This window comes from Paraburkholderia mimosarum LMG 23256 = NBRC 106338 (assembly GCF_000739815.1).
Taxonomy (GTDB): domain Bacteria; phylum Pseudomonadota; class Gammaproteobacteria; order Burkholderiales; family Burkholderiaceae; genus Paraburkholderia; species Paraburkholderia mimosarum.
Genome location: NZ_BBJJ01000001.1, coordinates 402,268 through 417,359, shown reverse-complemented (window position 1 = coordinate 417,359; position 15,092 = coordinate 402,268). Strand labels below are relative to the sequence as shown.

14 protein-coding genes are annotated in these 15,092 nt (G+C 65.4%); 9 read left to right on the top strand and 5 right to left on the bottom strand.

Going from position 1 to position 15,092, the window contains the following annotated elements; all coding sequences use genetic code 11:
* The 3 genes from BMI01S_RS42850 to BMI01S_RS01860 are packed head-to-tail and all read left to right on the top strand — an operon-like array spanning nucleotide 1 to nucleotide 2,245.
* Nucleotides 1-135, top strand: coding sequence for a hypothetical protein (locus BMI01S_RS42850; protein WP_255217787.1), 135 nt, complete (start codon nucleotides 1-3; stop codon nucleotides 133-135).
* Nucleotides 136-191: 56 nt separating this feature from the next.
* Nucleotides 192-854, top strand: coding sequence for a response regulator (locus BMI01S_RS01865; protein ID WP_028210686.1), 663 nt, complete (start codon nucleotides 192-194; stop codon nucleotides 852-854).
* Nucleotides 851-2,245: an ATP-binding protein gene (locus BMI01S_RS01860; RefSeq protein ID WP_028229925.1), complete on the top strand. Its 1,395-nt coding sequence runs from the start codon at nucleotides 851-853 to the stop codon at nucleotides 2,243-2,245. Before BMI01S_RS01865 ends, BMI01S_RS01860 begins: the two co-directional genes overlap by 4 nt.
* Nucleotides 2,246-2,288: 43 nt before the next feature.
* On the opposite strand, the gene BMI01S_RS01855 is transcribed toward BMI01S_RS01860, so the two are convergent.
* The 3 genes from BMI01S_RS01855 to BMI01S_RS01845 are packed head-to-tail and all read right to left on the bottom strand — an operon-like array spanning nucleotide 2,289 to nucleotide 5,062.
* On the bottom strand, nucleotides 2,289-3,218 hold the full coding sequence (locus BMI01S_RS01855) for a LysR family transcriptional regulator (RefSeq protein WP_028229924.1): 930 nt from the start codon (nucleotides 3,216-3,218) through the stop codon (nucleotides 2,289-2,291).
* Nucleotides 3,219-3,223: 5 nt separating this feature from the next.
* Entirely contained in the window at nucleotides 3,224-4,657 is a 1,434-nt protein-coding gene (locus BMI01S_RS01850) for an NAD(P)/FAD-dependent oxidoreductase (RefSeq protein ID WP_042288133.1), read from the bottom strand.
* 60 nt (nucleotides 4,658-4,717) lie between these two features.
* Nucleotides 4,718-5,062 carry a cupin domain-containing protein gene (locus BMI01S_RS01845; protein WP_028210682.1) on the bottom strand — a complete coding sequence of 115 codons (345 nt, stop codon included), beginning with the start codon at nucleotides 5,060-5,062 and terminating at the stop codon, nucleotides 4,718-4,720.
* Nucleotides 5,063-5,240: 178 nt separating this feature from the next.
* On the opposite strand from BMI01S_RS01845, the gene BMI01S_RS01840 reads away from it, so the two are divergent.
* From BMI01S_RS01840 to BMI01S_RS01815, 6 genes are all read left to right on the top strand, one after another.
* Complete coding sequence (locus tag BMI01S_RS01840) at nucleotides 5,241-6,071, top strand: helix-turn-helix transcriptional regulator (protein ID WP_028210681.1); 831 nt, start codon at nucleotides 5,241-5,243, stop codon at nucleotides 6,069-6,071.
* A gap of 153 nt (nucleotides 6,072-6,224) precedes the next feature.
* The gene (gene speB / locus BMI01S_RS01835) at nucleotides 6,225-7,175 is read left to right on the top strand and encodes an agmatinase (RefSeq protein ID WP_028210680.1); all 951 of its coding nucleotides are present in this window, start codon (nucleotides 6,225-6,227) and stop codon (nucleotides 7,173-7,175) included.
* 18 nt (nucleotides 7,176-7,193) lie between these two features.
* A complete protein-coding gene (locus BMI01S_RS01830; protein WP_042288047.1) occupies nucleotides 7,194-8,696 on the top strand; it encodes an aldehyde dehydrogenase family protein in 1,503 nt (500 codons plus the stop codon).
* A 194-nt stretch (nucleotides 8,697-8,890) separates the two neighbouring features.
* Nucleotides 8,891-9,259 carry a DUF2946 domain-containing protein gene (locus BMI01S_RS01825; protein WP_051381275.1) on the top strand — a complete coding sequence of 123 codons (369 nt, stop codon included), beginning with the start codon at nucleotides 8,891-8,893 and terminating at the stop codon, nucleotides 9,257-9,259.
* Nucleotides 9,260-9,364: 105 nt separating this feature from the next.
* Nucleotides 9,365-10,270: a hypothetical protein gene (locus BMI01S_RS01820; RefSeq protein ID WP_028229921.1), complete on the top strand. Its 906-nt coding sequence runs from the start codon at nucleotides 9,365-9,367 to the stop codon at nucleotides 10,268-10,270.
* A 27-nt stretch (nucleotides 10,271-10,297) separates the two neighbouring features.
* A complete protein-coding gene (locus BMI01S_RS01815) occupies nucleotides 10,298-10,660 on the top strand; it encodes a copper resistance CopC family protein (protein ID WP_028210677.1) in 363 nt (120 codons plus the stop codon).
* A gap of 71 nt (nucleotides 10,661-10,731) precedes the next feature.
* Here the strand turns inward: BMI01S_RS01815 and BMI01S_RS01810 are convergent, their stop codons facing one another.
* Nucleotides 10,732-10,953, bottom strand: a complete 222-nt coding sequence (locus BMI01S_RS01810) for a hypothetical protein (protein WP_028210676.1) — start codon at nucleotides 10,951-10,953, stop codon at nucleotides 10,732-10,734.
* On the bottom strand, nucleotides 10,934-15,088 hold the full coding sequence (locus BMI01S_RS01805) for a CheR family methyltransferase (RefSeq protein ID WP_081723292.1): 4,155 nt from the start codon (nucleotides 15,086-15,088) through the stop codon (nucleotides 10,934-10,936). The genes BMI01S_RS01810 and BMI01S_RS01805 overlap by 20 nt, the downstream gene beginning before the upstream one ends.
* Nucleotides 15,089-15,092: the final 4 nt, after the last annotated feature.

Sequence of the window (15,092 nt, the reverse complement as noted above, 5' to 3'; positions counted from 1 at the left end):
ATGAATAACAAGAACCGCCGGCCGCTCTTCACCTTGGGCCAAACAGGTGCGACGCCGGGCGCACTGGAGCTGATCGAACGAACCGCAACCGATGTCCTGATACACTCGCACGACCCGGACAAACCCCACGCTTAAGCCCCGGTTAAGCCGGCATGAGCGACAATGAGGGGTTCAGATCCGGGGAGCGAGCGATGCGCCTGCTGGTAGTGGAAGACGACGAGATGATTGCCGAAACGGTGCTCGATTCGATGCGCCGCGAGGGCCATGCCGTCGATTGGGCGCGCGACGGGCGGGAGGCGGAACTCTCGCTCGACAACGACGTGTACGACCTCGTACTGCTCGATCTCGGGCTGCCGAAGAAAGACGGCATCGAGGTGCTCAACGACTATCGGCGCAAGGGCGGCGAAGCGGCCGTGCTGATCCTGACCGCGCGCGATTCGGTGACGGACCGCATCGCCGGGCTCGACGCAGGCGCCGACGACTACCTCATCAAGCCCTTCGATCTCGACGAACTGGCCGCCCGCACGCGCGCCATGCTGCGCCGCCGCACGGGCCAGAAGCAGCCCGTCTACACGCATGGCAGCCTCGCGCTCGACCCCGCCGCGCACGAAGTGACGAAAGACGGCGAGAGCATCGCGCTCGTGCCGCGCGAATTCGCGTTGCTGCGCGTGCTGATCGAGCAACCCGCACGCGTGTTCACGAAGGCCGAACTCGAAGAACGCATGTACGGCTGGGGCGAGGAAGTGGGTAGCAACGCCATCGAGGTTCATGTGCACAGCTTGCGCCGCAAGATCGGCACCGAGCAGATCGTGACCGTGCGCGGCGTGGGCTACCGGCTCAAGAGACCGGAATGAAATCCATCCGCGGCCGCCTGCTGGGCTGGCTCATCTGCGGCTTCGCGGCCACCTCCGTGGTGGCGGGCTTCGGCATTTTCCACACTGCGCGCGAGGAAGCCGGCGAACTCTTCGATTACGAGCTGCACGCCGTCGCGCGCTCCATGCCCGCGAACGTCGCGACCGCACGCGAGACCGAGCAGACGAGCCCAGGCTTCGAGGAGATCGCCGACGACCGCATTCTCATCGAGGTCTGGGACCGCGACGGCGAACTCGTCTACCGCTCGCAGGAAACGCCCGTCCTGCCGCGCCAGCCCGCGGGCTTTCGCACCATCGAGCACGACGAGGTGCATTGGCGCGTGTTCGTCCTCGCCCAAGCCGAGCGCTTCGTCCAGGTCGCCCAGCCCATCTCGGTGCGCGACACGCTCGCGCTGCGCCTCGCGCTCCACACGCTTTGGCCGCTCGCGCTGCTCGTGCCGGTGGCCCTCCTGCTCGTGCTGTTCGTCGTGACGCGCGGGCTCGCGCCGGTGCGCGCGCTGTCGGCCCTGCTCGCTTCGCGTTCGGCCCACGCGCTCGAACCGTTGAGCCTCGACGGCTCGGTGCCCGTCGAACTGCGCCCGCTCGTCGTCGCGCTCAACGATCTGCTCGATCGCCTGAACGCCGCCTCGCAGGCGCAGCGCACGTTCATTGCCGACGCGGCGCACGAACTGCGCTCGCCGCTCGCCGCGCTCAAGCTGCAATGGCAGGCGGCGCTGCACGACGGCACGCTGAACGGCGAGCCGCGCACGCTCGAGCGCATGCAAACCCGGCTGAACCGGACCATCCGCCTCGTGCAGCAGCTGCTCACGCTCGCCCGCGAAGACGCGCAGGCGCCCGCGCCAGCGGCCGTAGTGAGCTTGCGGCGGCTGGGCGAACAGGCCATCGGCGACTTCTCGCTGCTCGCGGAGGAGAAAGGCATCGATCTCGGGCTGGAGTCGCGTCCGCCCGTGACGCCCGAGGACATCTGCAACGTGAGCGCCGACGCTCACGGCCTCAACACCTTGCTCAACAACCTGCTCGACAACGCGATCCGCTACACGCCGGCAGGCGGCAAGATCGATCTCGTGCTCACGCGCGTGCAGGGCACGCTCGGCTTCGAAGTCGTGGACAACGGGCCCGGCATCCCCGAAAGCGATCTCGAACGCGTGCTCGACCGCTTTTTCCGCGGCGATCATGCACAAGGCGCGGGCAGCGGGCTCGGTCTTTCGATCGTCGCGCGCATCGCGCAGCGGCAGGGCCTGACATTCACGCTGCGCAACAACCCGGGCGGGCGCGGGCTCACCGCCGCGGTCACCGGGCTTCACGCATGCGAAGCCGCAGAGGCCAGCCCGGCTCCCGGCAAAACCGCCAGAGCCACGAGCGATTCGGCATGAGGCCCGCGCACGCCGATAACAGCGCCTGACGGGTCACTCGCCATTACGCCGACGGCGATTCGGGCGCAACAGCATGGTGCCCGTACACGTTGAGGAGATCCTCGCAGAACGCGCGCACGATGGGCTTCTCTGCTGCGCTGCGCTTGACGGCCAGATGCATCGGCACGTCGAAGCCGAACGTGGCGCGCCCGAGCACCCGGATGAGGCCGCGCTGCTCGAACGGTTCGGCATGATGCGCCGGCAGATAGCCGATGTGGCTGCCCGAAAGAATCAGGACCGTGGCCGCGTCGATGCTGTCTGCGATCGCCGTCACCTGGCGGTCGCCGATGCCCGCGAGCTCCTCGGGGATCGGATAGCTGCGCCACACCCAGTCGTGCTCGCGCAGATCGTCGACGTTGACGTGCGCCGCTTCGTGAAACAGCGCATGCCCGCGCCCGCAGCACAGCACCTGGCGCTCGCCGAACAGCTCGGTGTAGTCGAGGCCCGCCACGCGGTGCCAGAAGTAGCCGATCGCAATGTCGAGCTGATTGTTGACGAGGCTTTCCTCCAGCTCCTGCGGAGCGGCCACCTTCATCGTGAAGCGCACGGCCTGGTCGCGCTTGCGAAACACGCCGATCGCTTCGGCGAGTCGCGCGTTTTCGACGTGCGAAGCCTGCCCGATCAGGCCAATGCCGAGCGTGCCCACCAGCTTGCGGTCGATGTCGCGCACGCGCGCGACGAATTCATTGGTTGCCGCGACCAGCGCGCGCGCCGAGGGCACGAAACGTTCGCCCTTCGACGTCAGGCGAAAGCCGCCGCGCCCGCGCTCGCAAAGCTTGAAGCCCACGCGGGCCTCGAGCGCCGAAAGCTGCGTGCTGATGGTGGACTGCCGCACGCCGAGCGTGGCTTCGGCCGCCGTGATGCCGCGCGCGTCCACCACGGCGAGGAAGACGCGGATGAGCCGCAAGTCGAGGTCTGAGGTATTGGAAAACATGCTGCTCACATTGGAAAGCCCATCGCCTTGATGCCCTTGATCCACGCGCGCTTCCATCCGCCTTCGGCGTCGGCGCCGTCGAACGCATGGAACGTGACTTTCGCGGCGAGCCAGCGCACCGGCTCCGGCGGGATATACGACGGGCTCTGGTTGGCGATATCGAGCGCGCGCTCGGGGCTCTCGCGATCGAAGAGGATGTTCAGCCCCATGAACGCGCCGAAACGGCTGGCCGCCACGCCAAAGCCCGTGTAGCCCGCCACGAACACGGCCTTGCCGTTCAGATAGCGCTTGGCGAACACGGACCCGCGCGAACAGTAGTCGATCGGGCCGCCCCACGCATGCGAGAAGCGCACATCGCAAAGCTGCGGGAACGTGCGATAAAATGCCTGCGCGAGCCGATAGTAGGTCTGCGCTTTCTGGTCCTGCGGCGGATTCGGATCGCCGTCGAAATGATAGCTGACGAGGCCGCCGAAGATGATGTTGTTGTGCTTCGTGAGCCGGAAGTAATTAAGCTGCGTGCGGGTATCGTAAATGCCCTGGCGATTTTTCCAGCCGATGCGCGAGAGTTGCTCGTCGGTGAGCGGCTCGGTGGCGAGCACATGGTCGCGCACCTGCAGCACGCGGCGATTGATGTCCGCAATGCCAATCCTGGCGGTGCCGCTGCCGAACACCACGCGGGGCGCGCGCACGCTGCCTTCAGGCGTTTTGACAAAAACCGTCTCGCCTTCGTCGACGACCTCCACGAGCGGCGTGTGCTCGTAAAGCTTCACGCCGAGCGAAAGCGCCGCGCGCTTGAGGCCCCACGCGAGCTTCGCCGGATGCACGGTGCCGCTGCGATTGCGCGACCACAGGGCTCCGGCGAACAGCGGCGAATCCAGTTGCTCGCGTGTCGCTTCGCGCTCGAGCATGACGACGTCGTGCCCGTAGCGCCTGTGCAGCTCATAGTCGGCGCGCAAATGCTCGACATGCGCCGGATCGACCGCCACCGTCATTTCGCCGTTCCATTCGATGTCCGCGTCGATGCCGTAGCGCTCGAGCGTTTCCTCGAAGCCGTCCAGATTGCGATGGCCGAATGCTTCGAGCTGCGCGATGTCGTCGGGAAACACGCGCACGGCATTGGGCAGGCCGTGCATCACCGAAGTCGAGATGATGCCGCCTGCGCGGCCCGAGGCGCCATGCGCGACCTTGCCCGCCTCGATCAGCACGACGTTCAGATGCGGCATCAGCTCTTTCGCCTGCACAGCCGCCCAGAGCCCCGTGAAGCCGCCGCCGACGATCAGCAAATCGGCCTTTACGTTGGCCGTGAGCTTCGGCTCGGCCGGCGGCTCGGCGCGATTGTCGAGCCAGTACGGAAAGAAGCGCGTGCGCGAAAGCGCCTCTTGCACGCCGATTGCAGCGGGTGCTGGCGATTCCACTTCAAATTGTGCAGGGGTGCTCATCATCGTTTTCACAGCATTGAATGAGACAAACGGAGCCGCCGCCGTGGGAGGCGGATCGCTTCAGGCCGGTTCGAGCACGACGTAGAACTTCTTCGCGTCCTCGATCGTTTCCCAACGGCCGGCGAAGCCGGCGGGCAGCAGATAGCCCTGGCCCGCCGTGAACTCCTTGCGGCCGCCGGCGGCGTCGGTCAGCGCGATCCTGCCTTCGACGAGCCACACCGCCTCGTCGGCGGTCGTGGCCGGAAAGTCCACCGCGCCGACCTTGCCTTCCCACCAGCCGATCACATAGCTGCTGTTCTTGCCCGCGGCGGCGCGCCAGTCGCGCTCGTCCATGCCGAACTCCAGCTTCGTGAATTCGCCGATGCCAGCGCCGAGCGGCACGATGTCGTGTATCAGTTTGCTCATTTGCGTCGTTTCGAGTTGATGGGGTAAGGCCAACGTTACCGACTGGCGCGGCCGCGGTATGCCCCCCCGCGAGGGGGGCAAGCTGCATTTTTCGGCCGTTTTTCCCGAGCCATGCCCCCTTTTCGGCGGCCAAAACGCTTCGGCTATAATGGCCCGGCCTACACGAAAGGGGCGCGCCATGCGGCTCAACGTACCCCCGATCAACCGCGATCAACCCGATTTCCCGCTCTCGTTCAAGACCCTCGGCAACGTGATCGAGGCCGTCGGCACGCCCGATTTCGTGCCGCGCCTCACGCTGTTGATGAACGAAGTCCTGCCCGTCAACGTGGTCCACATCGAGCGCTCGCGCGTGGACAGCACGATGCCCACGGGCTTTCGCTGCGAATGGATCGGCAGCGGCGGCGTGGGCATGGATTCGGGCGCGATCTCGGACGTGATGACGCTCTATTACGACCGGTTCTACGAAAGCGATCCGCTCTTCGCCGGCCTTCGCGGCAAGACCGGCACGATGCTCGTGGTGCGCGATATCGGCGCCATCGAGCCGGGCGAGTTCCGCCGCCGCCTCTTCGACGAGGCGCGCATCGCCCACGAATGCGTGCTCGCGCGCGGCACGCGGCATGCCCAGCACTCCATCGCGCTCGAACGCGCGCTGCGCGAGCCGCCTTTTACGCTCGCGGAAATGAACCGTTTTCGCGGCGTGAGCGAGTTTCTGTTTCCGCTGCTCGAATTGCATGCCTCGACTAGCGCCGCCCGGCGCATCGCCCATGCGGCGCCCTTCTTGCATCCGCTCGCGCAGTTCGACGCGCGCATCGCGCGAGACGCCGTGCGGCTCTCCAAACGCGAATACGAGACCTGTGCGCACCTCATCACGGGCAAGACCGTGCCCGAGGCCGCGCAGATCCTGGGCGTGCAGGTCGCAACGGCCGAGTCGTACGTGAAGCGCGCCTTTGCGAAGCTGGGCGTGCGTACCAAGCGCGAGCTGGTCGCGTGGGGCCACGCAGCGGCTTGAACGCCGGCCGGTTTCCGGCGCCGCCTGCCGAATTAAGGACGCACATACATCGAGCCGCATCGATGTAAACATCTCAACTTCGATATTTGGCCGCGCTCGATCTCCCCTACCATCGCCCGATCGATTTGACTCTAACGATCGGAGATTCGTCAGATGGAGCGCCAATTCAACCAGCCGATGGGCGGTAACGAGATGCCGCGGTTCGGCGGCATCGCCACCATGATGCGCCTGCCGCAGGCCGAGACCACCGAAGGGCTCGACGTCTGCTTCGTGGGCGTGCCGCTCGACATCGGCACCTCGAACCGGTCCGGCACGCGTTTCGGGCCGCGCCAGATCCGCTCGGAATCGGTGCTGCTGCGCCCCTACAACATGGCGACGCGCGCGGCGCCTTTCGATTCGCTGCAGGTCGCCGATATCGGCGACGTCGCAACGAATCCCTATGACCTCAAGGACTCGATCCGCCTGATCGAAGCCGCCTACGACCGCATCGTCGCGACGGGCTGCCGCCCCATCACGCTCGGCGGCGATCACACGATTGCCTGGCCGATTCTGCGCGCGCTGCACAAGAAGTACGGCAAGGTTGCCGTCGTTCACATCGATGCGCATGCCGACGTGAACGACACCATGTTCGGCGAGAAGATCGCACACGGCACGCCGTTTCGCCGCGCCGTGGAAGACGGTCTCCTGCAATGCGACAAGGTCACGCAAATCGGCCTGCGCGGCACCGGCTACCACGCGGACGACTTCGACTGGTGCCGCAAGCAGGGCTTCACGGTCGTCCAGGCCGAGGCCTGCTGGAACCGCTCGCTCGCGCCGCTCATGGAAGAGGTGCGCGCACGCGTGGGCGACACGCCCGTGTACCTGAGCTTCGACATCGACGGGCTCGATCCTGCCTTCGCGCCCGGCACCGGCACACCCGAGATCGGTGGGCTCACCATCCATCAGGGCCTCGAGATCGTGCGCGGCATGAAGGGGCTCAACGTGGTTGGTGCCGATCTCGTGGAGGTCTCGCCGCCGTATGACCAGGCCGGTACGACCGCGCTCGTGGGCGCGAATCTCGCCTTCGAAATGCTCTGCATCATGCCGGGCGTCGCTTACCGCTAAGGCGCGAGGAGAACCAATATGGTCGCGAATGCCGGGCGCTGCGTCGAAAACCAGGCTCTCGTTCTTCCCGCCGCATTGATTGCGGGCACAACGTTCTCCGCCGGGAGCGAAGTGCGTTCGCCCGTCTGCAATGCATCGACGGGCGAAACGATCGGCTGGCAGGAGCACGCGAGCGCCGAACTCGTCGATCGCGCCGTGCACGCCGCGCACGATGCGCTCATTGCGTGGCGCCATACGACGCCCGCCGCGCGCGGCAAGCTGCTGCGCAAGATCGCCGAACTGCTGGAAGCCGATCGCGCGCGCCTGTGTGCCATGCAGATGCAGGTCAGCGGCAAGCCGCCGTTCGAAGCGGACCTCGACGTGAGCGATGCCATCGCCACATTCATCTACTATGCGGGCCTGTGCGAGGACGCGTCGTTGTTCGCGGCCGAGTCCGTGGCCGTGCCGGACGCCACGCTGCTGGCCGAACGTATGCACGAACCGGTGGGCGTCTGCGCGCTGATCGTGCCATGGAACTTTCCGATGGTCACCACGGCGTGGAAGCTCGCGCCCGCCCTGGCCGCAGGCTGCACGGTGGTCATCAAGCCTTCGGAACTCACTTCGCCCGTCGAGCATATGCTGGCCGGAATCGTGTCGGAAAGCGGTGTGCCCGATGGCGTGGTGAACGTGGTCAACGGCGGGGGCGAGGTGGGCGCGTGGCTCACGACGCATCCGCTCGTCGACAAGATTTCGTTCACCGGCAGCACGGCGTCGGGACGCAAGGTCATGCAGGCCGCCGCCGAGGACATGAAGCGCATCACGCTCGAACTCGGCGGCAAATCCGCGCTGATCGTGCGCGAAGACGCCGACGTGACGCACGCCGTTTCGCTGGCTGTTGGTGGCGCGTTCACCAACGCCGGGCAGATGTGCTCGGCAACGTCGCGCATACTCGTGCACGACAACCTGTACCGCAAGTTCATGGCCGCGTTCGAGGCTGCGGTGCGAGCCATCGTCGTCGGGCCGCCCCAGGTTGCCGACGCGGCGATGGGACCGCTCATCAGCGCCGCGCAGCGCGCACGCGTGGCGGCGCTCGTTGCGCAAGGCGTGGAGGCGGGCGCGCAGGTCGCGTTCGCCGGCCAGCTCGACCCCGCGTGCGCGGACGGGTTCTTCATGGCGCCGATGGTGGTAGCCGAGCCCGCGGCGGACAACGTGCTGTGGACCGACGAAGTCTTTGGGCCCGTAGCCTGCGTGAGATCGTTCCGTTCGGATGACGAAGCAATCTCGCTTGCCAACGATACGCGTTATGGACTCGTCGCCACGGTTGTCACAAACAATGAAAGCGCGGCGCGACGCTACAAGGCGCAGCTGCGCGCCGGCCTCGTCTGGGTGAACACGCCGCAACTGATCTTTCCGCAAGTTTGCTGGGGCGGTCTCGGGCTCAGCGGCATAGGCCGCGAGTTGGGGGTGGCGGGCTTGCGCAGTTATCAGGAGATGCGTCACACGGTCGGCCTGCGCAGCGGCTCGCTTCCTGCTGGCCTTTAAACGGCACCTTGAAACGGCCTTGCACGCCTCGCGCCTGGCGACACCTGCGAGGCCGCGTCATTTTGACAGGCCGCAGCGCCGTTGGCGGCGGTGATGGCGATCCCGGCTCCATGGCATAATTCGCCGGTTATTTCCGCCACTTCACGCTACGCGCCGTGCGCCGATTCCATCTCAGGCTGGGCAGTTTATTGGGGATGTTTGCACTCCTCATGGCGACGCTCGCGCCCGTGGTTTCGCACCTGCTTGCCGCACAGGCGATGCAGACGGTGCAAGGCAGGGTGGAACGCGCGCCCTGCGGCATGCCTTCGATGCAGCACCCCATGCACGGCGCGAGCGGCACAAGCGGCACTAGCGTCGATGCAACCACGCACGCAGCAACCGGCGACATGCAGGACTGCGGCTACTGCAGCTTCTTCGCGCACCTGCCCGTCGTGCCCGGCGTGCCCGCCACCCTTTTCCTCGTTGGCGAGCTCGTGCAGGCGCGCATCGCGGCGCGCTTCGAAAGCGTTCGCCTCGTCGCGCCAGCGAGCCCCATCCACGCACGCGCTCCTCCGCTGTCCTGATCCGATCGAAACCGCTTGCCCCGGCGGCGCGCCACGCGTGTCGCCGGGTTCGCACGCGCGCCGCCGTGGCTCGCGCGCGTGCTTCGCTCATCGACAGGACAACTCATGTCTGACCCATCGCCGTTCAGCCGCGCGTCGCTGAACGTGCTCGCACGCGTTCTCGCCTCCAGCGCTATCGGTTGCGCACTGCTGCTCGGGCCGTACGCGGCGCATGCGCACGCCATTGCCGGTGACCGCGTGTTTCCCTCCACCCTCGCCGTAGACGACCCCGGTGTCGGCGACGAGGCCAACCTCGAATTCGGCCATCAACGCGTGCCGGGCGACGCTGGCGATCAGAGCATCAACACCTTTTCCTTCGAGTACGACAAGCTCATCACCCCAAGGCTCGCGCTCTCCCTGGATGGCAGCTACGTCATGCAGAACAACCCCACGGCCCGCGGCTTCGACAACTTCGGCGTGGGGCTCAAGTACCTGCTCTACGTGAACGACGCGCATGAATTCATGACGTCGGTGGGCGTGAACGCGGAACTCGGCGGCACGGGCAGCCGCGCCATTGCCGCCAACTACTCGACGATCTCGCCGAAAGTCTTCGCCGGCAAGGGCATGGGTGACCTGCCCGACTCGCTCGCGTGGCTGCGTCCCATCGCCATCACCGGCGAGGCAGGACCGGCGTTCACGACAGGCGGCGGCCAGCCGAACGCGTTCGACTACGGCTTCACGTTCCAGTACAGCCTGCCCTACCTGCAACAGCACGTTCACGACGTCGGCCTGCCGCAACCGTTCTCGAACCTGATCCCGATCGTGGAAGTGCCCCTTTCGCGCAGCCAGGGACAAACCACCGGGACCGTCAACCCCGGCTTCATCTGGATGAACCGTTACGGCCAGCTCGGCATCGAGGCGCAGATACCGATCAACCGGGCAAGCGGCTCGCATGTCGGGATCCTCGCGCAAGTCCATATTTTTTTCGACGACGTCGCGCCGCGCACGCTCGGCAAACCGCTCTTCCCGTAAATCACAGAATCAAACAGGAGATTCACCATGAAACTCGCCACATTGCGCACGGCTGTCGCCACGATCGCGCTCGTTGCCGCGCACCTCGCCTGGGCGCACGCTTATCCGAAGCATCAGGAGCCGCCAGCCGGGTCCACCGCGCCGGCCACGCTCACTACGGTCGTGATCGACTTCGACGACGCGCTCGAGCCCGCCTTCAGCTCCATCGACGTGCTGGACGCGCAGGGCAAGTCGGTCATTCGCGAGAAAGCGAAGGTCGATGAGAGCAACGACAAGCGCATGTCGGTGGCGCTCAATGCATTGACGCCAGGGAAGTATTCGGTGGTGTGGGTGGCGGTGGCCGCCGATGGTCATCGCACGAAAGGGCACTACGCGTTCAACGTGAAGTGAGCGAGCGCCGATGAAACGAGGCCATGCGGCAACGTCATGCGACGTTGCCGCATCGGCCTTCGGGAAGGCGGCTAGAGGGCCCGGACTTCGAATGCGTCGGGCGAACCGTTCAAGGCGTCGTAGAGCTCGGCAACCGGTAAATCGCCGATTTCCTTGTGGATATAGGCGGTAAACGCGCGATCGTACAGCGCGCGCCCGGCCTCGGTCTCCATCGTCATGTCGAAGCCGTCGAGGACCAGGCCGGCGATCTCGTCGGCTTCGAGCAGGATGTGTTCAGCTTTCTTTCGTTCCATCGCGGGACTCCGTTACACCAGGACCAACTTCCACCATTTCGGGCCGCCTCGAACGCCGCAGACGGGACACGACGCTCAGCAGGTCGTCGAGCATGACAGGCTTCTTGAGGTGCGCATTGAAGCCGGCACGTTCTGCCTCGCGTCTGTCGGCGTCGAGGCCATATCCGCTGAGCGCGATGCAGATCACCGATTTCATCGCGGGCTCTTTGCGCAATTTGGCGACGAACTCCAGTCCGTCCATGTCCGGCATGCCGAGATCGGACAGCACGATGTCCGGCGCGTTGCCGTCGAGCATCGTCAACGCTTCGGCGCCGCTCGTCGCCGTTTGCACCGTCGCGCCCTCTCCCTCGAGCAAGAGCTTGAACGTTTCGACGGTTGCCGAATCGTCGTCGACCATCAGGATACGCAGCCCCTTCAAGGCATCGGCGGCCTCGCCATTGTCGTCGACGTGCACGCTGCTCAGTGTGCGGTGCGCCGGCAGCGTCACGGTAAAGGTCGCGCCGCGGTCGGCGCCGTCCGACTCCGCGCGCACGGCGCCGCCATGCAAGGTCACGAGATCCTTCACCAGCGCGAGTCCGATACCCAGCCCCGAACGGCGCATGCCTGGATCGCGGCCCTGCTCGTACATCTCGAAGACATGGGGCAACAGCGCGGGCGCGATGCCGCTACCCGTGTCCGCCACCCGCAGGACGGCCTCGCCGTGTTCGTTGACCTGCAGCGAGACCTTCACCGAACCGCGCGACGTGAACTTCAGCGCATTGCTGACCAGATTCCAGACGACCTGCTCAATGCGAGTCAGATCGGCATAAATGATGACGGGCGTCTCGCTCATCGAGACGTTGAGTGCGATGCCTTGCTGGCTCGCTTCCTCGCGAACGGCGTCGGTCACGCGCTGCACGATCTCGCGCATGTCGATCACCGTGCGCACCATCGAAAGCTTGCCGGTGCGCACACGCGACACGTCGAGCAGGTCATCGATGATCTGCGCCTGTCCGATCACGGTGCGCCGGATCGTATCGGTCGCCCGCGAAACGTTCAGGTTATTCCTCGTTTCTGGCGCGCGCGCAATCAATTCCGCGCTCGCGGAAATCAGATTGAGCGGATGCTTGAGTTCGTGTGACACGACTGCGAGAAATTCGTCGCGGCGCCGCTGGGCATCGCGGTCAACGCCGTGGGGCGGTTCGGTCTGAATGGCGTGCACGCTCGACTGCGTCGCGTGGAATTCGCTGAGATCGCGGGCAATCTTCGCAAATCCGCTGATACCCGGTTCATCCAGACGCGAGAGCACCCCGCTCGCGAAGAACCGGCTTCCGTCCTTGCGAACATGCCACCGTTCCTCCTCCATGCGGCCGTTCAGGCGGGCCTCGGCGAATTCCCGTTGCGCGACATGATTGGCGCGGTCTTCGTCGGTCGAAAGCATCTCGGCGGATTGCCCGATCATCTCCGCTTCGGTGTATCCGAATATGCGCGCCGCACCCGCATTCCAGCTGGTGATCAAGCCGTCGTCGTCGAATGTGATGATCGCGTAATCCTTGGTACCCTCGGCCACGATGCGCATGCGCCGCTCGCCTTCGCGCAACCGGTCTTCGGCGCGGCGCCGGTCCGTGATGTCGATGAAGGACAGCACCGCGCCGTCGATGCGGTCTTCCGTCGTCCGGTAGGGCACGAAGCGCGCAAGATACCAGCGCCCGTCGTTGCTCCGCAGCTCGCGTTCGATGAGGCGCAGCGAATCGAAGGCCTCTGCGGCGTCGTCGGCAAGCTTGTCGTACTCGAGCCGGTGCGTGATGTCGAGCAAGGAGCGGCCGATGTCCGAGGGAATGATGCTGAAGACGTCCGTTGCGCGGGGCGTATAGCGCTTGATGCAGATATTGCGGTCGACGAAGATCGTGCCGATGTCGTTGGCGGCAATCAGGTTCTGCAAGTCGTCGTTGATCTTGCCCGTTTCCTCGACCTTCGACTTCAGCTCGGCGTTGACGGTGGTGAGCTCTTCGTTGATCGACTGCAGTTCTTCCTTGCTGGTCTCCAGCTCCTCGGTCGCCGAACGCAGTTCCTCGTTGATGGCCTGAAGCTCCTCGTTGGAGGCCTTCAATTCCTCCGTCGAGGTTTCCGATTGCTCGACGGTCGACTGGAGTTGCTCCTTCGTGCGCTGCAGCTCGCGTTCGAGCTGGCCGATGATGGGATCTTTCTGGGTGTCGCCGGTTGTGACCTCCTCCGCGCCACTCATGCTGTCCTCGACTTCGTCGAACAGCACGAGCACGAAGTCCGCATTGGCTTCGGGATCGTGCACGGGGCGCGTCGTCATGTTGACGAAATACGAGCGCCCGTCGCGCTCGATGCGCACCTTGCGGGCCTCGACGCTTCGATTAGTGTGCAACGCCTGGTAGATCGCCGTGCGCAGTTCCACCCGCAGTTCGGGGCGCACTGCCGCCACGATATTGTGGGACGGCTCGCCGCCCGAATACTGCAGAAAGCGCCCCGCGCGATCGGACAAGTGGACGATTTCGGAATCGCGGCTGACGAGGACGCTGGGCGGCGCGTATTGTTCGACGAGGCGCTGATGCAGATCGCCGAACGAAAAGCGCCGGCCGCCCGGCGGCTGGGCCGTCGCGACGACCGGGCGCAGGTTGACGGTTCCGGACATCGCCACCGGGACAGGCGCATCGCCGCGCACTGCGACGTTCGCGCGATAGATGCGGTTGCGCTTGTCGATGACGGTGAACATCGAGCTGACGCTATCCGCCGATTCGGAGCTGCCGAGAAACAGCACACCGCCCGGACGCAGGGCGAAATGGAACATCTTCAGAATGTCGTTCTGCGCTTCCCGGTCGAGATAGATGAGCAGATTGCGGCAGCAGATGAGATCGAGCCGCGAGAACGGCGGATCGCTGAGCACGTTGTGATGCGCGAACAGCATGTGCTCGCGCAGTTCCTTCTTGACGCGGTAATGCGCGGAATCCTTCGAAAAGAACTGGCGCACGCGGCCCGGCGCCACGTCGGCGAGAATGGAATCGGGATAGAGGCCGGCGCGCGCGAAGGCAATGGCCCGTTCGTCGATGTCGGTGGCAAATACCTGGAAGGAAACGCCCTCGGACGACTTGAGCGCACGCTCCTGCATCAGCATCGCGAGCGAATACGCCTCCTCGCCCGTTGCGCAGCCGACGGACCATACGCGGATCTTGTCGCCGTCGCCGCGGCCTTCGAATATGCCCGGAAGCACGTCGCGCTCGAGTACGTCGAACGCTTCCTTGTCGCGGAAGAAGTTGGTCACGCTGATCAGCATGTCCTGGAGCAGCGCCTGCGTTTCTTCCGGATGCACATGGAGGTAGTCGCGATAGGCCTGGAGATCGGTGATGCCGTTGACCTGCAAGCGGCGTTCGATGCGGCGCATCACGGTCGCCCGCTTGTAATGGCGGAAATCATGCGCGGTACGCGTACGCAGGATCACCATGATTTCGCGCAGGGCGCGCTCGGCGGCCTCGTTGCTCAGATCCTGCTCGCGCTTTTCGTTTTCCAGCGTGGGCAGATGAATATCCTTGGCGGTCGACCACAAATCCAGCAGCCGCTGCGGCATCTCCGCCGCGGTGAGCACGAAATCGACCGTGCCGGTGGCGATGGCGCTACGCGGCATGCTTTCATATTCGGCTTCGGACGGGTCCTGGGCCAACGTGATGCCGCCCATTTCCTTGATGCGCGAAAGGCCGGCGGAGCCGTCCGAACCCGCGCCGGACAGCACGATGCCGATCGCCCTTTCACGGTGCGCCTCGGCGAGGGTCCGGAAAAACACGTCGATGGCGGCGCGGCGCCCCTGCTCGGGCGGGTTCGGATCGACCCGCAGGTAGTCGTCGACCATCGTCAGCGCGAGCGACGGCGCGATCAGGTAGACGTGATCGGGCTCGATGGGAGTCGGTTTCGTGACTTCCACGATGGGCATCGCGGTCGCTTTCTGCAGCAGCCCGGGGAGATTGCTGACGTGGTCGGGCGCAAGATGGACCACGACGACAAAAGCCATCGATGTATGTGCGGGCAACGCCTCGAAGAAACTGAGAAGCGCGCTCAGTCCGCCGGCCGATGCGCCGATCCCGACAACCGGATGCTTCGCTTGACCTGGAAGAATGTGCCCACGTTTTTTCGCCATGGCT